Source organism: Cytobacillus eiseniae (assembly GCF_017874625.1).
In the GTDB taxonomy this organism is placed as follows: Bacteria; Bacillota; Bacilli; order Bacillales; family Cytobacillaceae; genus Cytobacillus; species Cytobacillus eiseniae.
The window spans coordinates 389,091-407,582 of sequence record NZ_JAGIKZ010000001.1; the positions used below are offsets into that span (position 1 = coordinate 389,091).

The window sequence follows — 18,492 nt, forward strand, 5'->3', positions numbered from 1 at the left end:
TTCTTTCCCTTATAATAGAAAATATTACAACATTAAATTGTAAGGGAGCTTCAAAATTGAAATCTTACTTAACAGTAAAAGATATTTTACAAAGAAAGCATTTTGATCATATTGAAGTGATAGCTGGAACGGAAGGACTCAATCGATTAGTTAAATGGGTACATGTTGTTGAAGTAACAAATATTCGCAATCTACTAAATGGCTATGAGCTAATTCTCACAACAGGTGTTGCTTGGAGAGAAAACAAAGATTCATTCATCTCAATTGTTCATCAATTAATTGATTCTCAGGCAGCTGGATTATGTATAGAAATCGGCACATATACATCATTAATCCCGCAAGAAATTATCGATATCGCTAACAAATTCCATTTTCCTGTTATCTTATTCCATAAGGAAGTCCCCTTTGTTGCCATTACACAAGATATCCATACTCTCCTAATCAATCAACAATATCGTATCATTTCAGACTTAGAAGAATATTCACAATCCCTAAATAAGAAATTATTAAAAATTGAACATTATAATGATATCCTCAAATGTATTCAACATTATTTACATGTTCAAGTCATTATCCATTTTAGTAACAATGATTTCCAATTTACACCAGAAATGAATGAACATGATAAACATATATTACTGGAAAAAATAGAAGGCCTTCAGGCACAAGAAAATTTTACTTCTATCGCTAGCATTCCTATTCAATTATTAGGTGATGATTATGCTGAGTTAATCATTTTTTCTGCTAATCGTTCTTTAACAGAATTTGACCAGCTAATCCTTGATCGAACAGCAACGGCACTTGCACAGTTTTTTCTAAGGGAGTTATATGTTGAAGAGAAACGAAGGGTAGAAGAAGCAGAATGGTTGAACAGCTGGCTACTAGGAGAACAAAGTGAAGACTCGATTAAGGAATTTATTACTTTTCACTCGCCAGCAGTTAAGCCGATTGGAGCTGTTGTGTGTCTTTATCAACTCGATTCTAATCGAACGTACACGAGTTTAGACTTAACATATATGAAAATTTATTTTAGATCCATTTTTGAACAAAAGGGATTTACATTATTTGCTATTGAAAAAAGGAATACGATCATTTTCATTTTTCTCAATGAACGAACGCCGTCCACATGGAAAATAAGAATCGAGGAGGGGATTTCACGTTTAAAAAGTTCCGAATCACAATCGGGAAAATTACAAGAAAACTTAGTTATTGGAATTGGCAAATATGTAGAACAACTTTCAACGATTCATAAGAGCTATCAAACTGCTGCTGAAACTTTACGTATTCAACGAAAGCTCTCAAATAAACAAGATACTCACTTCTATGATGATCTCCATATATTCAGACTCATCTCACAAATAAATCACCATCTAGACTTAAAGGAGATGGTTCTTGAATATCTAGAACCCGTTTTTGCTTACGATAAAAAATACAATGGGAAATTGATAGAAACATTGAAAATCTATTTATCTTGCAACGGTTCAAAACAAGAAACGGCAAAAAAACTCTATATTGTTAGGCAAACATTATACCATCGCATTGAAAAACTAGAAAAATTACTTGGTGATGATTTCATGAATCCGGAGAAGAGATTAGCGATCGAATTTATGATTCTAGCGTATGAATTTTTGGAGTCATCGAATCGGGTTGGTATGATTAATCGTGATTAAGAGGCACATCAAAGTGTCTCTTTTTTTTGCTCTTTTCAAAAATATTGTTGTTTATAAATCAAATATAAGAATGAATAGTTTACCATATGGGACGGTTGATTAGAGCATTCTATAGCAGAAATCAACCTGTTTTTTTAACTATTTACTTAACTTTTATTCAAAATGTGGAATCATCACTTATAGTCTTTTTACATAGTGTCTAATGAAAGCATTTTCAAAATAAGAGATAATTGACATATAATCTTTTTCTTAAAATTCTGAATAAATAGAAGGAGGAGTCAATCTATGACAATTATCAAAAATGATACTGAAGTTTTAAAAAACTATATAAATGGAAAATGGGTTGATGCGATTAGTAAAGAAACGTTAGATGTTCCAAATCCAGCAACAGGGGAATTAATCGCAAAGGTTCCGATTTCATCAAGGGATGATGTTGACCAAGCAGTAAGCGCTGCGAACGAAGCTTTTCATACTTGGAAAAAGACTCCTGTCCCAAAGCGCGCTAGAATCCTTTATAAATATCATTATTTACTAAATGAAAACCATGAGAAACTAGCTCAGCTTGTCGTTCAAGAAAATGGAAAATCATATAAAGAAGCATATGGTGAAGTACAGCGGGGAATTGAATGTGTTGAGTTTGCCGCTGGCGCTCCAACTTTAATGATGGGTGAGACATTATCTAATATTGCTGAGGATATTGATTCGGAAATGTTCCGCTATCCACTAGGTGTTGTTGGTGGCATCACACCATTTAACTTCCCAATGATGGTTCCATTGTGGATGTTCCCATTAGCCATTGCTTGTGGAAATACGTTTGTACTAAAGCCTTCTGAACGTACACCTGTTTTAGCAAATGAGCTTGTCGAATTATTCTCACAGGCTGGTGCACCAAAAGGGGTATTAAATATTGTCCATGGTGCACACGATGTTGTGAATGGACTTCTTGAGCATCAAGATGTAAAAGCGATCTCGTTTGTTGGATCTCAGCCTGTTGCGAAATATGTATATGAACGAGCAGCATCACAAGGAAAACGGGTTCAAGCTCTATCTGGTGCCAAAAATCATCACATCGTCATGCCCGATGCAGATATGAGTAAAGCAGTGGCAAATATTATTAGCTCTGCATATGGCAGTGCGGGACAACGATGCATGGCATGTAGTGCTGTCGTTGTTGTTGGTGATGGTGAGTCGTTTGTCAAAGCATTAAAAGAAAAGGCAGATGAACTGATTATTGGAAATGGAATGAATGATGAGGTCCTGCTTACGCCTGTAATAAGAGATTCACATCGTAAGAAAGTATTAGAATACATTGAAAAAGGGGTAGAGGAAGGCGCCTCATTAATACGAGATGGACGAAAAGAAATGGACGAAATGACAGAAGGCACTTTCCTTGGCGCTACGATATTCGACCATGTGACACCAGAAATGACGATTGCAAAAGACGAAATATTTGCTCCTGTGCTTAGTCTATTGCGTGCAGAAGATTTAGATGAAGGACTTGAATTCATCCGCAAATCACGATACGGAAATGGAGCAACTATTTATACGAAAGATGCGAAGGCAATCAGACAATTTAGAGAAGAAGCAGATGCAGGCATGTTAGGAATTAATGTTGGTGTGCCTGCAACCATGGCATTCTTTCCTTTCTCAGGATGGAAAGATTCCTTCTATGGCGATCTACATGTAAATGGAAAAGATGGAGTGAACTTCTTTACTCGTAAAAAGATGATAACGTCAAGGTTTGACTATTAGTAGCGGAAAAGGGAGGCCTGACAATGAAAATAATAGAAAATGAAGATATGCTTACGAAAGATAAAGAATATGTTTGGCATTCGATGAAGCCTTATAGCCCAGATTCTACAATGGTTGTTGATAAAGCTGAAGGCTCATGGGTAACGGATCATCATGGCAAAAGATATTTAGATGCGATGTCTGGCTTATGGTGTGTGAATGTTGGCTACGGAAGAAAGGAACTAGCTGAAGCGGCATATGATCAATTAAAAGAAATGGCTTATTTTCCACTTACTCAAAGTCATACACCTGCGATCAAACTAGCAGAAAAATTAAACGAAATGCTCGGTGAAGAGTATGTCATCTTTTTCTCTAATAGTGGATCTGAGGCGAATGAAACAGCCTTTAAGCTTGTCAGACAATATCATCAACAAAAAGGGGAGCATTCCCGCTACAAGTTCATTTCGAGGTATCGGGCGTACCATGGCAATTCAATGGGATCGCTCGCAGCTACTGGGCAGGCACAAAGGAAATATAAATATGAGCCATTAGCCCCTGGGTTTATTCATGTTGCCCCACCTGATTCATACCGTGCGCCTGAACGAGCAGATTGTAAGCCTGCTGAGTTACATTCCGTAAAGGACATCGATCGTGTCATGACTTGGGAACTTAGTGAAACAATAGCAGGCGTTATTATGGAGCCGATTATTACTGGTGGAGGGGTAATCGTTCCACCGGACGGGTATATGGCAGGAGTTAAAGAGGTTTGTGAAAAGCATGGCGCCCTGCTCATAGTGGATGAGGTGATTTGCGGATTCGGCCGTACAGGGAAGCCGTTTGGTTTCATGAACTATGGAGTAAAGCCAGATATTATTACAATGGCCAAAGGAATAACTAGTGCTTATTTACCTTTATCCGCCACAGCTGTAAGGAAAGAAATTTACGAAGCATTTAAAGGAACAGATGAGTATGATTATTTCCGTCATATTAATACGTTTGGAGGGAACCCTGCTGCGTGTGCACTTGCATTGAAAAATCTTGAAATAATGGAGCAGGAAAACTTAAATGAACGATCAGCAAAATTAGGTGAATATTTGAAGCAAAGCCTCTCGGCAGCACTTGATGACCATCCTTTTGTTGGGAATGTGAGAGGGAAAGGACTCCTTGTTGGAATTGAGCTTGTAAGCGATACAGCTACAAAAAATCCGCTAGAAGTTACTCTTGTTAACAAGGTGATTGCTGGCTGTAAACAAAAAGGACTAATTATCGGCAAGAATGGCGCTACCGTTGCAGGCTACAACAATGTGTTAACATTAGCTCCTCCATTAAATATCGAGGAAAAAGATCTCGAATTTCTCATCAATACATTAGTAGAAGAGTTACAAGCAATTATATAAAAACAAATTAACACTCGTAATCTCTTTATTTTTTATTTTAGATTACGAGTGTTTTAGCAATTTTATTAAGGGGGAAGAGTGATGGCAGTACAAACAGTAACAATTAATAAAAGTCGTTTAGAACAAAGAATAAATGAACTATCAGAAATAGGTAAAATTGGAGAGACCGGTGTATGCCGTCTCACTCTTTCTAGTGAGGATCGAAAAGCGGTTGAAACCGTAAAAACATGGATGGAGGAAGCAGGATTAATTGCTCGAATCGACAACTTCGGAAATTTAATAGGCCGTATAGAAGGAGAGGATCCGACTGCACCTATTTTGATGCTTGGCTCACATATTGATTCACAACCTTATGGTGGTAGATTTGATGGAGTTATTGGTGTACTAGGCGCGTTAGAAGTTGTCCAAACAATGAAAGAGAAAAACATCCTGCCTCGCATGCCAATTGAAGTAGTCGCCTTTTCAGATGAAGAAGGCTGCCGCTTTAATAAAGGACTATTTGGCGTTAGGGGCATACTTGGAGAGCTGGAAGATGGAGAACTAGAGCGAACGGATAAAAATGGCATTACTAGAAGAGAAGCATTAACTAGTTTTGGATGTGACCCGACAAAATTAAAAGAGTCAGAGTATCCTGCTAATACGATTTCTGCCTTTCTTGAAATGCATATAGAGCAAGGGCCTATTCTCGATGCAAATGATATTCCTGTTGGGATTGTTACCGGAATTTCCGGGCCATTATGGTTATCAGTAGAATTGGAAGGTTTTGCTGGTCATGCAGGTTCCGTTCCGATGCCAATGAGAAAAGATGCGCTTGTTGGTGCTGCTAAGATCATCATTGCATTAAACGAACTAGCAAGCCAAGACCCACAGGCACCAACTGTTGGAACAGTAGGAAGCCTAAATGTATTTCCAGACTCTCGAAACATCATCCCTGAGAAGGTTCAATTTACAATTGACCTACGTGACATCGATATTGAAAGACGACATCGGTTAGAGAAGCAATTAAGAACGAAAATAAAAGAAATTACAGAAGAGCATCATTTAACTTGTAAAATAACTGAAGATACAAACAGTGAACCTCGCTATTGCTCAGAGCGAATAATGAACGTGATGCGAGATGAAAGTAAGCAAATAGGGTTGAATCCATTGGAATTAATGAGCGGCCCGTTTCATGACTCTTTAGCAATGTCATATGCTTGTGAATATGGAATGATCTTTGTTCGCTGCAAAGATGGAATTAGCCATAATCCTAAGGAATTTTCTACATTCGAGGATATCTCACTTGGCACCGAATTATTGTACCGAACGACGATAAAAATGAGCAGTGATTCAAATTAATAGGGAATGGCCACAATCGATGTGGTCATTTTTTATTTTGAAAAATCTAACTCTTCTCATTTGACTAGATTTCATAGATAATAGATAAAAATACATAATAGTGCGTGTTCAAAAAGGAGGACAAAAAGAGCCGAGAAGTTCAAAGAAGTGCAGCTTAGAGCACCGGAGCGTACGTTATTGGTACGTGAGGAGCGGAAAAGCAAGCTGACGCAGAAATTCGACAGCTATTTTCCCCGGACTTTTGAACATCCTCTAGTAGGAGAGATAACATGACTATTCAAGAAGGATTTATTGAGGTAACAGGCGGGAACGTTTGGTATCAGCTGCATAATCATGAAACAAATACGATTCCCGTCATTATATTGCATGGGGGGCCAGGCTCTTCACACTATTCATTGCAGGGATTGAAAGCATTAGCAAAAGACCGTCCTGTAATATTATATGATCAATTAGGCTGTGGGAAATCAGATCGGCCATCCGATCCCTCTTTATGGAATATTTCTAGATTTGTAGAAGAATTAGAGCAAATTAGACAAGCACTTTCACTAGATCAATTACATATTCTTGGTCATTCATGGGGAACAACTTTAGCTGCTGCTTATTTGTTAACAAAGCCTGAAGGAGTAGAGAGTGTGATTTTTTCAAGCCCTTGTTTGAGTGCGCCGCTTTGGGCGGAAGACCAGGAACAGAATAGAAAACAATTGCCAGAGCATGTGCAAGCTACTTTAAAAGCATGTGAAGAAAATGGCACTACTGATTCAGAGGAATATAAAGAAGCAACCGCACAATTCAATAAACAATTTGTATGCCGACTTGATCCTATGCCAGCATTCTTAAAAAAAGGTGCACAGTATAAAAATCCAGAAGTATATAACATCATGTGGGGACCATCTGAATTTCATGTAACTGGCAATTTAAAAAGCTTTGATTGCACACCACGATTAAAGGAAATTACTGTGCCAACTTTATATACATGTGGCCGCTATGATGAAGCGACACCAAAATCGACGGAGTTATTTAGCAAACTGACCCCTAATGCATTATTCTATGTGTTTGAAAACAGTGCACATATGCCTTATCTTGAAGAAGAGAAAGAATATTTGAAAGTAGTAAGTACATTTTTCAATGAGGTCGATTCGAAGAAATCATTCTTGGACTAGGTTTATTATGTATTCGAATTTGGAAAGGAAAGCCACAATGTTGAATAAAGCTACGCTAAAACCAAAAATATTTATTACAAGAAAAATACCCACTCAGATCATAAATCAATTAGAAGAAACGTGTGATGTTTCCATTTGGGATGATGAATATTCACCTGTTCCTCAAGATGTACTTGAGGAACAGATCATTGATGCAGATGGCTTGCTTTGCTTACTGACTGAAACAATAAATAAGGAATTGCTTGAAAAGGCTACGAAGCTTAAAGTGATAAGCAATATGGCAGTAGGCTATAACAATATTGATATAGCGACTGCTTCTAAAAAAGGGATTATCATAACGAATACACCGGACGTTTTAACTGAAACAACAGCAGATCTTACATTTGCTCTTTTAATGGCTACAGCTAGAAGAATTCCTGAAGCATCGGCCTATTTAAGAGATGGAAAGTGGAGCACATGGTCTCCGATGCTACTAACAGGGCAAGATATTTATCAATCAACAATTGGAATCATTGGCTTAGGGAGAATTGGCGAAGCATTAGCTAAAAGAGCGAAAGGCTTTAATATGAATATTCTTTACCATAATCGAAATAGGAAGCCGGAAGTAGAAGTGGCACTAGGAATACAATATACATCAATAGAAGAATTGCTCAGAAATGCTGATTTTGTTTGCATTATGACCCCCTATACAACGGAAACAAAAAATATGATTCGAAAAGAGCATTTTCGGATGATGAAGAATTCGGCAATTATAATAAATACTGCACGTGGAGGCATCATTAACGAACATGACCTCTACCAGGCACTCGTTGATAAGGAGATTTGGGCAGCTGGATTAGACGTATTTGAACAAGAGCCACTGCCATTAAATCATCCATTGCTTACTTTGCCAAATGTAGTAACACTTCCTCATATCGGAAGTGCAAGCATTACAACACGAGTGAAAATGGCAGAAGTTGCTGCAACTAATCTTCATCAAGCGATTAATGGGGAGACTCCCAAAAACATGGTGAATAAGAAAGCCTAAAGAGAAACGCCAAGCTGAACGAAGACGATTAATTATTTTCTGCCATTCTTCCGAGTGGCCCGTTCTCATCAATGATATCGATAAGATCATATACTGAAATAGGGAACATTGGGAAGCCAAATACGTAAGGTGTTATTTCATAAAGCTGAAAAAAGATGACAATCGTTTTATCTGCAATATAGAAATCTTGATTCGGCTTAATCTTTGTGAAATGATCAAGCAGCATAATTTCACGATCTTTTATTTGATTCTGAATTAAGGCAGAAAGTCTTTTCACATAATTACTTCCAGGCTTAAATAAATCCTTAAGCTCACATAATCTTTCTTTTTTCTGATCAAAGGTTAAAGACTTTATTAATGTGAGCCCGTGTGCTGCTTTATCATGATACGTATAATTGGAGAGTGTGAGGCTAAGAACATCACGCTGATTATTTTTCATTTCATATGAGCCAAGCATTTCAACGACTGAAGAAGGCATTCCTTGTACTTGTTCATTTATTAATAGCTGAACCTGATGGACGATCATCTGATTCATATACTTTTGGAATTGCTGATTTTTTGCATCAATAACTTGAGGATAAAATACTTTTTTATTTTTACCATCACTTGTCTTAAGTGTATGAATATTTAGTGGCAATGAAACAGGCATATGACTTCATCCTTTGTTTTTCACTATCTTATTCATAATGAGGAATCGAGTGAATGAAGGAATTGTAAGAGCCAAGCAAGGATAGAGAAGAAATTGATTGTCACACTTTGCTCATAACGATGAAATGGCATTAGGTGCATTGGAGCTCTTCAAGCAGTTGGTTTAACGGATGTGATTGTTGTTGGATTTGATGCAACAGACGATGCGGTTAAGGCTGTAGAAAGTGGAAATATGTCAGCAACTGTTGCACAAAAGCCAATTGATATTGGTCAGCAAGGGGTATTAACTGCTTTAAAAATTGCTAATGGAGAAACTGTCGATGAGTTTATTCCTGTAGATTTAGAGCTTGTAAAATAAGTGTTAACATAATTAAAAAAAGGTATAGTCTCTCTTAATAAGAGGGATTATACCTTTTTTTCTTCAAGGGACTTTTTTCCTGCCCCCTTAAACAGCAACTCTTTGTCTAATTTACTATTAAATTAATAATCAGTAATAATAATATCGCGATCTAGTATTCCTTCAACAACTTCACTCACTTGGAAGGACACTTGTGGGGAATCATAATTTTCAAAGGCATATTCACATTTAGTTTTATAACCCATAATTTCTGTATAATGCGCCATATGTCGATTAATATCTTCTTCATTATCTTGCCTAGCTTTTTGCCTACTTATAACGGTATCCCGGTCTGCAAAAATAAAAAACCTAATGACACGATTCCCATACATCTTTTTTAATTTCTCAGTGCCTTCTGGATTTAATGTTAAATACACATAGGAGTTGGATTCAAAAATCTTAATAATATCTTCTTCTCGAATGCCGTAACAGAATCCATCAATCTCAACACTTTCAAGAAATTCATGATTGGCTTCCATCTTTTTAAATAATAACTCATCAATAAAATGATAATCTTCTCCATTTTGTTCATAATGGCGTGGGAGTCTAGTCGTATAGGAGAGAACAGTTTCCATATCAAACATAGTTGCTACCATTTTGGCAATGGTTTTCCTGCCTGATCCATCTGGACCTGTGTAAATAAATAATTTTTCTTGATCTTTGATTTCGTACATAGATTAGCCTCCTTATTTCTTTCATTTTGATGCAACGAACTATTTTCTTGCAGCAGCTTAACAAATCGAGGGTTTCTACAAATGAGGATTTCATTCAAATCAAATTTTTGAAAAAAATGAGTTGAATAGGATAATTATATCAGACTTTTAGTAAAATTTAGAGTTTTTAGACTTATTAACAAGAATTTAATTTAATTATCGGTAAAAATAATGAGTGGCATTCCTATCAAGAAGGAAATATTCCTATTTCTTATGTCGATAAGATGAAGATTACATAGTAATAACCTAGGTTATACTAAACCATATTAAAGCCTGGGAGGAATGAATATGGAATCAAAAGGGAATATGTTATCTGTATTTTCCCTTGGTGGTTTAAATGAAATCGGTAAAAATATGTATGCCATAGAATATGGTAATGATATTGTACTTATCGATTGTGGTAATAAATTTCCAGATGAAAGTTTATTAGGGATCGATTTGATTATTCCCGATTTTTCTTATTTAATCGAAAATCAGCTCCGCGTGCGTGCCTTAATTGTTACACATGGGCATGAGGATCATATTGGTGGTGTCCCATTCTTTTTGAAAAAAATAAATGTTCCAGTGTATGCGACTCGTTTTACTCTTGGACTAATTGAACTCAAATTAAAGGAACACCGAATTTTACGAGAAAGTGAACGGATAGAAGTCCATTCAGAATCGGTCGTCTCCATAGGTGAAATGGATATAAGTTTTTTCAAGGTGAATCACAGCATTCCTGATTGTTTAGGGGTTGTATTTAATACGCCAGAAGGAACGATTGTTCATACAGGAGATTTCAAGTTTGATCTGACCCCTGCGAATAATGAGCGACCAGATATACATAAAATGGCTGAAATAGGTAGTAAAGGAGTGCTGTTGCTATTATCGGAAAGTACCAACGCAGAGCGTCCTGGGTATACCCCTTCCGAACAAACGGTCGGTAAAAATATTGAACAGATCTTTATGAGGGCAAAACGAAAAGTGATTGTATCGACATTCGCTTCAAATGTGAGTCGTATCCACCAGGTTTTCAATGCAGCTATGAAAACGAATCGAAAACTCGCCTTGCTAGGTCGATCGATGGTGAATGTAGTTGGGGTTGCAATGGAGCATGGGTATCTTACAGTTCCTGAAGGGATGTTAATTAATGCCCGTGATATTAATGACATGCCTCCAGAAAAGGTGACTATTTTGTGCACGGGGAGCCAAGGAGAGACGATGGCAGCTCTTAGTCGTCTTTCTACGGGAAACTTTCGCGATGTAGAAATATTATCTGAAGATATGGTTATCCTAGCTGCGGGGCCTATTCCTGGAAATGAACGGAATATAACTAGCATTATTGACAACTTATATAAACTGGGTGCTCATGTCATTTACGGATCAGGCAGTAGTTCAGGCATGCATGTATCTGGGCATGGATATCAAGAAGATTTAAGGCTCATGCTTACCCTTATGAAACCCAAATACTTTGTTCCTATTCATGGGGAATATCGAATGCTGTATCACCACCGAATGCTTGCAGAATCGGTCGGTGTGGAAGATGGCCATACATTTATCTTGAAAAATGGAGAGGTTTTGGATATAGAGCATTCGATTGCCAAAAGTACGAGAACAATCCCAAATGGAAACACATATGTTGACGGAGTGGATGTGGGGAATATGGAATTTGTCTTACGTGACCGTAAAAAAATTTCAGAAGAAGGCATGCTTATGATTATTATCCCAATGAACAAACAGGAAGAAAAACTCCTCGCCGAACCTGAATTTATTTCTCGTGGGTTTGTCGATCAAAATTTCTCTGAACTCCGAAAAGAAATGAAACAACGAACGATGGATATAATTAACGAACTCCATGAAGCGAATCGATATTCATGGAATGTCATGAAAAAACAAATAAAAAGGGAAATCGCACAATTTGTAAAAGAACAGACGAGAAAGGAGCCGATGATTGTTCCTATATTGATGGATATTTAACTCTACAATCGTTAATCATAATTTAAAAGGCACAACAGGTAGATTGTTTCTTACTTGTTGTGCCTTTTTTGTGCTTTTTTTCTTTGTTAATTATGCCACAACTCATAAAAAAAAAGGCTGTTAATTCATAGATTATTCCTTTATTATATGCATGTTTTTCCAATTTAAGATAAAAACTAACCTATCAAATAATAGGTGGGGGCACTTAATGCTATTTTCTCGGAGATATTCGAAGAAACCTAGTCCTTCTCAACAATTTAATGATTTTGTCCATCAAGGCCAAATCAGCTCCGATTTAATGGAAAATATTACGGAAATTCAGTCCGTTTTTTGTGATACACCAGATCTCATTATTAGGAGTTTAGTAATAAAACAAACGCAGAGCCAGGCAGTCTTAGTCTACTTAAGCAGTATCGCTGATAGTAAGTCAATTTTTAATCATGTCTTGCATCCACTTTTATTTGAGGATGGTCAGGATATTAATACTGAGGCACTAAATGTATCACTTGGCCATATTAAAAAAGCAACTAGTTGGCAACAAATTGAGCGTGCGATTTTAAACGGGGCATGCATACTGTTTGTAGAAAAACAAACTGAAGCCTATATTTACGATACACCTGATTTTCCTAAAAGGGCAATTGAGGATACGACAATTGAATCATCTTTAACAGGTGCTCATATTGGATTCACAGAAACCGGAAGTGAAAATATAGCATTAATTCGAAAACAAATACACAACAGGGAACTGAAAATAAAAGAAATAACTGTTGGCAAACGGGGACAATTGCAGCTATCTATCTTATATCTAGCCGATGTCGCAAATCCAGACGTGTTGAGGGAACTTGAATACCGAATCCAGAAAGTGAATGTGGATAGCGTATTAAATGCAGGTGTGCTTGCGGAATATATTGAGGATAATCCGTACTCTCCTTTCCCTCAGCTTTTATTGACAGAGCGTCCTGATTATGCAGCTGCAGAAATTCTCCAAGGTAGATTTGTAACTGTGGTAGACCGATCGCCTAGTGTCATAATTGGCCCAGTAACCTTTGATTCTTTCTTCAAAACAATTGATGATTATAGTTCACGTTGGATGGTCGCTTCTTTTATTCGTCTAATGAGGTATTTTGGTTTTATTATCGCAATATTTCTGCCAGCGACTTATATCGCAATCATTACTTTTCATTTCGAAGTTATTCCACTAAAGCTATTATTATCCATAGGTTCATCAAGAGAACAAATTCCGTTTCCACCTTATATTGAAGCCTTTATTATGGAGCTTACTCTAGAAATGTTAAGGGAAGCAGGGATTCGACTCCCAGCTAAAATTGGACAAACAGTGGGCATTGTCGGTGGTATTGTGATTGGTCAGGCTGCTGTAGAGGCAGGCATTGTCAGTAATATAATGGTGATTGTTGTAGCTTTGACAGCTGTCGCCTCTTTTATTATTCCTAATTATGAAATGGGTTCTGCTATTCGAATCGTCCGTTTTCCAATGATGATTCTTGCTTCATTTTTTGGCTTTATAGGAATTATCGTTGGTTTCATGATTTTACTCGCTCATTTCATCGAGCTTGAATCATTAGGAACACCTTATGGCAGTCCGATCGCCCCTTTGAAAATATCTGATTGGAAAGATTTATTCATTCGATTTCCACAGTGGGCAATTGAAAGGCGTCCTTTAGGTACAAAAGCCATTCAAATGAAAAAAGCTAATGCTAATCATCAAAAGGGTGACCAACAGTGATAAAAAGTAAAATTACATTGATGCAATATATTTTTCTAATTCATGGTGTACAAATGGGGGTTGGAGTATTGACGCTCCCTCGTGAATTAGCTGAAAACTCAGGTACTGATGGTTGGATAGCAATTATTATTTGTTGGTTTCTTTCAATAGCAGCTAGTTTGGTTATTATACAGATAATGAAGAAATACCCAAATGGGACAATTCTAGATCTATTATCCCATTATTTTGGAAAATGGATAGGGAAGGCTAGTCATGTTATATTTGCATTGTATTTTGCTTTATTAGCCAATGTTATTTTTATTAGAGAAGCTCTCTTTATCCAAGCTTGGATTTTGCCACGTACAGAGATTTATATATTTATTTTGTTGTTATCAATTCCTAGCTATCTCATTGTGCGTAAAGACATTAGTATACTTGGCAGGTATTCTGAACTTATTTTTTTCATGACACTTTGGATTATTATCATTTATTTTATTCCTTTGAAACATGCCAACTGGCTTCATTTACTTCCTCTTGTTAAAGAAGGTTGGGAGCCAATTTTAAATACTGTGAAAACATCCATTTTTTCTTTTATTGGCTTCGAGATTGCGTTTTTCCTTTATCCTTTTTTACAAAGGAAGGAGAAAGCTTCTATGGGAATTGTGATTGCTAATACGATTTCTTTGCTCGCGTTCTTAATGATCACCATCGGGGCGTTTGTTTTTTATAGTCCAGATGAAATTACTCAATATAAGGAACCAACAATAAATATTTTAAAGGTTGTTGAATTTCAATTTATAGAACGTCTAGAAATTGTGTTTTTGTCAATTTATTTATTTGTGATATCTACAACAGTCCTGCCACTTATGTTTATGACTGTTTTTTGTACGAGTCAATTGGCTGGAAAGCAGGATCATAAAAGACATCTATTTTGGTTTCTGCTCGTCGAATGTATGTTTGTTGTATTGTTTCCTCCAACCTATGAGAGAAACACAATCCTTCAACAATATATTCAACAAATTGGTTTGATACTTGCGTTTGGCCTTCCACTATGTTTATGGGGATACGTTTGGTTGCATGGACTTTTTAAAAGGAGGGCAATGCAATGAAACGCCGTTGTATTTCAATTTTTGTCATTGTACTTGTTGCCTTACTTTCAAGCTGTGGAAGAAATATCCCTCTAGAGGACTTAACGATTTCTTTGATACTCGGAGTTGACCTTGATGATGAAATGAATCTAATCATTTCCGAATCGAGTCCTGTATTTAATGAAGATGCGAAGAAAAATATTGAAACCTACCAATTAAAGGCAGCAACCATACGTGATTCTAGGAAATATTTTGATGCTTTGGCAACGGGAGAGGTGACTGCTGCAAAAATTCAAGTATTACTAATAGGAAAACGTGTACTCGAACATGAAGGATGGTTTTCTATCCTAGATACGGTGTATCGGAATCCGTCATTCTCTATAAATACAAAAGTTATAGTAGTAGACGGCCCTGTATCTGAAGTGATTTTTTATGAACCGGATGATAAACCTCAAATGCCATTATATTTAAAGGAAGTCATTGATAAAAACTATATTAGAACGAGGACTGTGGAAAGCAATCTCCAGGTGCTTCATAGACAAATGTATGAAAAGGGAATGACTCCAACATTACCGAAAATAATAAAAGAAAATGATGTTAAATTTGTTGGAGTAGTATTATTAGAGGAAAATGGAAAATATGTCGATGCACTTAGTATACAAGAAACATCATTTCTACTTATTTTAATGGATAAGCAGAAGCAAGAGCTTACCCTTTCCATTCCAATAACGACATTTACTGATGAGGGAGGGATCTTTAATAAGAATATGTTGAGCATCGATATTAGTAAGGTGAAATCTAAAGTGACGACCAATTACAAACAGGGGAAATTTCATTTCAACTATAAGATTTCAATGACAGTGAATATTATCGAACGAATATTTCCCAAAGACAAGGTAAAGGAAGCAGAATTAAAAAAGCTAATTGAGAAAGAATTACTATCTCGATTTGAGGCAATTATTGAGAAAATCCAAGAAAATAAAATTGATCCAATTGGGCTCGGAATTTACGCAAGAGCCTTCCAATATGAACAATATAAAAAAGTAGAGAAGCAATGGGGGGAAGCTCTGTCAGAATCAAACATTGATATTTCCTTAGACATAGACATAAATGGAACGGGTGCAATAAAGTAACAGGTTCTAAATGATACATACCATGTTCAATATGCTAACACAGTATTCACTAATTAAATATATCGTAATAGTCGCATGAAACTTGCTTATCAGCTCACGTAATCTTGTAAAAATGAGATGGATATGAAGAATCGATACGAACAATGAAGTTGATTAATATATTCTATTAATTTATACAAAGGAGTAACAAATGAACAGTAAGACTAAGTGGAACTCTAAACACAACGAACGTATGAAGAAACTAAATAAGCCTACAGCAAACCCCAGATTAAAAAGACTCTCTCATTACCTAAATGGTGGAACTGCACTTGATCTTGCTTGTGGTCTTGGCGGTAATAGTTTGTTTTTAGCTAACTTGGGTTATCATGTCCAATCCATTGATATATCGGATGTGGCCATTGGTTATCTTAATGAACAGGCTTCAAAATATCATCTTACCATCCAACCACAGATAGCTGATCTTACAGATGCAAACTATTTTCAAGGGAAAGCTAACTGCTTTGATGTAGTTATCCTTACTTATTATCTTGACCGTTCGCTATTTCCTTTGATCAAACAAATGATCAAAGATGAGGGGTATTTGTTCATGGAAACCTTTTATCAAACATCATTAATAGACAGTCAAGGTGTTTCGGAACAATATAAATTACAATCTAAAGAGTTGTTAGCTGTATTTGGGGATTGGGATGTTCTTTTTTTTGAGGAAAATGAACAAATGGGTTGGCAATCAATTTTTTGTAAGAAAAGATCGTGAAGGGTTTTATCATACACCTCTTTAAAGTTGAATAATCATATCAAAAAGAGGTGAGTCATAAATGAATTATGAGAGAGAAAAAGCAAATATGCTGGCAGAAAACTTGAAGAGTTTTACAGATTATGTTTTGAAAAGTCATAAAGCCTATAATATTTATCTTTCAAACCAAGAAAAACTATATCGATTATCACTTCTTACGGATGAATTTGAAATTCAAATTCTTGCAGATGAATTACTCAGAATTAATCGTTTCATTTACGATGAAAAGACGACTGCCATATTAGTTGAACGTATTAGGAAGGCCCTTACTATTATTGGAGACTATATTGATAATAACTTTAATGATTTATTTATTTTTACTCCGAGACTTCATATTTTAAGGATGTTAAGCAGTTCATTTACTTACATATAAAAATAGGCTATTTAGACTATGCTTCTTCTATAGAAGCATAGTTTTTTGATGATATTTAGTCAGTACAAAAAACAATTCTTTTTAATATGACCATATCATTTCTTTGAAAAACGATAACATTATAGACTTCCAATAGGTTGTAGATTCCGATTATAGAGTAGCTGCTTCTTCTCAAACAATTTCCGGTTTACCAAACGAGGTAATTATGTATAATCATTTAAAAAGGAGTTTAGTAGAACATAAACGACCAAATCACGCTAATAGATTAATAAAGTTATCTAATAAAAGGATCTCTGTAACGATTAACCTGAATGGAGGATTTGTCATGCAAATTAAAAATATACTTGTAGCCGGTGAATATAAAGAACTTTTTCAAAATCAATTACTAACTGAGGATTCTCAAAACTTTCGGTTCATTCCTGTTGATGAAATTACAATAGAGGATTTAACATGGGCATGCGCGTATGTTGGGTTTAAGCCGTGTCCTGATTTCAATCTTACCAATCTTAAGTGGGTACACTCTTTTAATGCGGGTGTAAATAACTATCTTGAACTAGAAGGCTGGGAAGAAAATGATGTTCTGCTCACCCGCACAATTTGTTCTTTTGGCGAAAGAATAAGTGAGTATTGCCTAAGTTATATATTAAAAGATCTTCAATTTCATACATATTTTGAAGCCAAGCAGAAGGAAAAGAAATGGGCACAAAAAACACCTAAAATGGTGAAAGACCAAACATTTGTCATATTTGGGACAGGGGAAATTGGACAAGCTGTTGCAAAAACATTCAATCAATTTGGTGCAACTGTTTATGGGGTATCGCAGAGTGGAAAGCAAAAATCCTATTTCAAAAGTGTCGTGAAAACGGATGTTGCTAATTCTTTAGTCGAATGTGCGGATTGGGTTATAAGCACCTTGCCATTAACAACAGAAACAGAGCAACTTTTTAATCACGAATTATTTAGCCATTTTAACGGTGCTGCTTTTATTAATGTTGGCAGGGGTGCCACAGTAGACGAAACGGCTCTCATTGAAGGATTAAATTCGGGGAAAATTAGATACGCAGTACTAGATGTGCTATCAACTGAACCTCTCGCTGAAACCTCATCACTATGGAGGAGAAATGATCTTGTCATCACACCTCATATTTCAGCAGTTACAGATTTAAATGAAGCAATCTCATGTTTCCATGATACATTAAGAAAAATTGAAACAAACGAACCTCTATTAAATAAGGTTACTATTCATAAGGGATATTAAAGAAAAAGAAACGCCATATTAGCCAACTATTTCAGATTATGAATTTTTCCGGCATGAACATGAGTGAATCAAGTATAATAGATCTAT

Annotated in this window: 15 protein-coding genes and 1 pseudogene; 14 read left to right on the top strand and 2 right to left on the bottom strand. The window is 36.1% G+C overall.

Annotated elements, in window-relative coordinates:
* The first annotated feature begins 56 nt into the window (after positions 1 to 56).
* The 6 genes from J2Z40_RS01920 (at position 57) to J2Z40_RS01945 (ending at position 8,323) form a co-directional block, all read left to right on the top strand.
* Entirely contained in the window at positions 57 to 1,670 is a 1,614-nt protein-coding gene (locus J2Z40_RS01920) for a PucR family transcriptional regulator (protein WP_066394223.1), read from the top strand.
* Positions 1,671 to 1,955: 285 nt separating this feature from the next.
* A complete protein-coding gene (locus J2Z40_RS01925; RefSeq protein ID WP_066394221.1) occupies positions 1,956 to 3,422 on the top strand; it encodes a CoA-acylating methylmalonate-semialdehyde dehydrogenase in 1,467 nt (488 codons plus the stop codon).
* Positions 3,423 to 3,445: 23 nt separating this feature from the next.
* Entirely contained in the window at positions 3,446 to 4,798 is a 1,353-nt protein-coding gene (locus J2Z40_RS01930; protein ID WP_066394219.1) for an aspartate aminotransferase family protein, read from the top strand.
* Between the two features lie 81 nt (positions 4,799 to 4,879).
* Positions 4,880 to 6,136: a M20 family metallo-hydrolase gene (locus J2Z40_RS01935; RefSeq protein ID WP_066394214.1), complete on the top strand. Its 1,257-nt coding sequence runs from the start codon at positions 4,880 to 4,882 to the stop codon at positions 6,134 to 6,136.
* A gap of 269 nt (positions 6,137 to 6,405) precedes the next feature.
* Positions 6,406 to 7,296, top strand: a complete 891-nt coding sequence (locus J2Z40_RS01940) for a proline iminopeptidase-family hydrolase (protein WP_066394212.1) — start codon at positions 6,406 to 6,408, stop codon at positions 7,294 to 7,296.
* A 37-nt stretch (positions 7,297 to 7,333) separates the two neighbouring features.
* The gene (locus tag J2Z40_RS01945) at positions 7,334 to 8,323 is read left to right on the top strand and encodes a 2-hydroxyacid dehydrogenase (RefSeq protein WP_083953894.1); all 990 of its coding nucleotides are present in this window, start codon (positions 7,334 to 7,336) and stop codon (positions 8,321 to 8,323) included.
* A 28-nt stretch (positions 8,324 to 8,351) separates the two neighbouring features.
* Here the strand turns inward: J2Z40_RS01945 and J2Z40_RS01950 are convergent, their stop codons facing one another.
* Entirely contained in the window at positions 8,352 to 8,972 is a 621-nt protein-coding gene (locus J2Z40_RS01950; RefSeq protein WP_083953893.1) for a DUF3298 and DUF4163 domain-containing protein, read from the bottom strand.
* A 106-nt stretch (positions 8,973 to 9,078) separates the two neighbouring features.
* On the opposite strand from J2Z40_RS01950, the pseudogene J2Z40_RS01955 reads away from it, so the two are divergent.
* Positions 9,079 to 9,329: pseudogene (locus J2Z40_RS01955) on the top strand (substrate-binding domain-containing protein); the annotation flags it as partial.
* A gap of 122 nt (positions 9,330 to 9,451) precedes the next feature.
* Here J2Z40_RS01955 and J2Z40_RS01960 read toward each other — a convergent pair.
* Positions 9,452 to 10,042, bottom strand: a complete 591-nt coding sequence (locus J2Z40_RS01960) for a guanylate kinase (protein WP_066394206.1) — start codon at positions 10,040 to 10,042, stop codon at positions 9,452 to 9,454.
* Between the two features lie 327 nt (positions 10,043 to 10,369).
* On the opposite strand from J2Z40_RS01960, the gene J2Z40_RS01965 reads away from it, so the two are divergent.
* The 7 genes from J2Z40_RS01965 to J2Z40_RS01995 all read left to right on the top strand — a co-directional run bounded on the left by J2Z40_RS01965 (position 10,370) and on the right by J2Z40_RS01995 (position 18,405).
* Positions 10,370 to 12,037 (top strand): ribonuclease J, encoded by a 1,668-nt coding sequence (locus J2Z40_RS01965; RefSeq protein WP_066394201.1) that lies wholly within the window; start codon positions 10,370 to 10,372, stop codon positions 12,035 to 12,037.
* A 208-nt stretch (positions 12,038 to 12,245) separates the two neighbouring features.
* The gene (locus J2Z40_RS01970) at positions 12,246 to 13,781 is read left to right on the top strand and encodes a spore germination protein (protein WP_066394199.1); all 1,536 of its coding nucleotides are present in this window, start codon (positions 12,246 to 12,248) and stop codon (positions 13,779 to 13,781) included.
* Positions 13,778 to 14,869: an endospore germination permease gene (locus tag J2Z40_RS01975; RefSeq protein ID WP_083953892.1), complete on the top strand. Its 1,092-nt coding sequence runs from the start codon at positions 13,778 to 13,780 to the stop codon at positions 14,867 to 14,869. Before J2Z40_RS01970 ends, J2Z40_RS01975 begins: the two co-directional genes overlap by 4 nt.
* Positions 14,866 to 15,981, top strand: a complete 1,116-nt coding sequence (locus J2Z40_RS01980; RefSeq protein ID WP_066394197.1) for a Ger(x)C family spore germination protein — start codon at positions 14,866 to 14,868, stop codon at positions 15,979 to 15,981. Before J2Z40_RS01975 ends, J2Z40_RS01980 begins: the two co-directional genes overlap by 4 nt.
* A gap of 190 nt (positions 15,982 to 16,171) precedes the next feature.
* Entirely contained in the window at positions 16,172 to 16,735 is a 564-nt protein-coding gene (locus tag J2Z40_RS01985; protein WP_066394194.1) for a class I SAM-dependent methyltransferase, read from the top strand.
* 61 nt (positions 16,736 to 16,796) lie between these two features.
* Positions 16,797 to 17,147: a hypothetical protein gene (locus J2Z40_RS01990; protein ID WP_066394190.1), complete on the top strand. Its 351-nt coding sequence runs from the start codon at positions 16,797 to 16,799 to the stop codon at positions 17,145 to 17,147.
* 325 nt (positions 17,148 to 17,472) lie between these two features.
* On the top strand, positions 17,473 to 18,405 hold the full coding sequence (locus J2Z40_RS01995) for a D-2-hydroxyacid dehydrogenase (protein ID WP_066394189.1): 933 nt from the start codon (positions 17,473 to 17,475) through the stop codon (positions 18,403 to 18,405).
* Positions 18,406 to 18,492: the final 87 nt, after the last annotated feature.

Excerpts from the sequence above, each read along its gene's own strand:
- J2Z40_RS01925 (WP_066394221.1), top strand. The coding sequence starts at position 1,956 with ATGACAATTATCAAAAATGATACTGAAGTTTTAAAAAACTATATAAAT.
- J2Z40_RS01930 (WP_066394219.1), top strand. The coding sequence starts at position 3,446 with ATGAAAATAATAGAAAATGAAGATATGCTTACGAAAGATAAAGAATAT.
- J2Z40_RS01935 (WP_066394214.1), top strand. The coding sequence starts at position 4,880 with ATGGCAGTACAAACAGTAACAATTAATAAAAGTCGTTTAGAACAAAGA.
- J2Z40_RS01940 (WP_066394212.1), top strand. The coding sequence starts at position 6,406 with ATGACTATTCAAGAAGGATTTATTGAGGTAACAGGCGGGAACGTTTGG.
- J2Z40_RS01945 (WP_083953894.1), top strand. The coding sequence starts at position 7,334 with ATGTTGAATAAAGCTACGCTAAAACCAAAAATATTTATTACAAGAAAA.
- J2Z40_RS01950 (WP_083953893.1), bottom strand. The coding sequence starts at position 8,972 with ATGCCTGTTTCATTGCCACTAAATATTCATACACTTAAGACAAGTGAT.
- J2Z40_RS01960 (WP_066394206.1), bottom strand. The coding sequence starts at position 10,042 with ATGTACGAAATCAAAGATCAAGAAAAATTATTTATTTACACAGGTCCA.
- J2Z40_RS01965 (WP_066394201.1), top strand. The coding sequence starts at position 10,370 with ATGGAATCAAAAGGGAATATGTTATCTGTATTTTCCCTTGGTGGTTTA.
- J2Z40_RS01970 (WP_066394199.1), top strand. The coding sequence starts at position 12,246 with ATGCTATTTTCTCGGAGATATTCGAAGAAACCTAGTCCTTCTCAACAA.
- J2Z40_RS01980 (WP_066394197.1), top strand. The coding sequence starts at position 14,866 with ATGAAACGCCGTTGTATTTCAATTTTTGTCATTGTACTTGTTGCCTTA.
- J2Z40_RS01985 (WP_066394194.1), top strand. The coding sequence starts at position 16,172 with ATGAACAGTAAGACTAAGTGGAACTCTAAACACAACGAACGTATGAAG.
- J2Z40_RS01990 (WP_066394190.1), top strand. The coding sequence starts at position 16,797 with ATGAATTATGAGAGAGAAAAAGCAAATATGCTGGCAGAAAACTTGAAG.
- J2Z40_RS01995 (WP_066394189.1), top strand. The coding sequence starts at position 17,473 with ATGCAAATTAAAAATATACTTGTAGCCGGTGAATATAAAGAACTTTTT.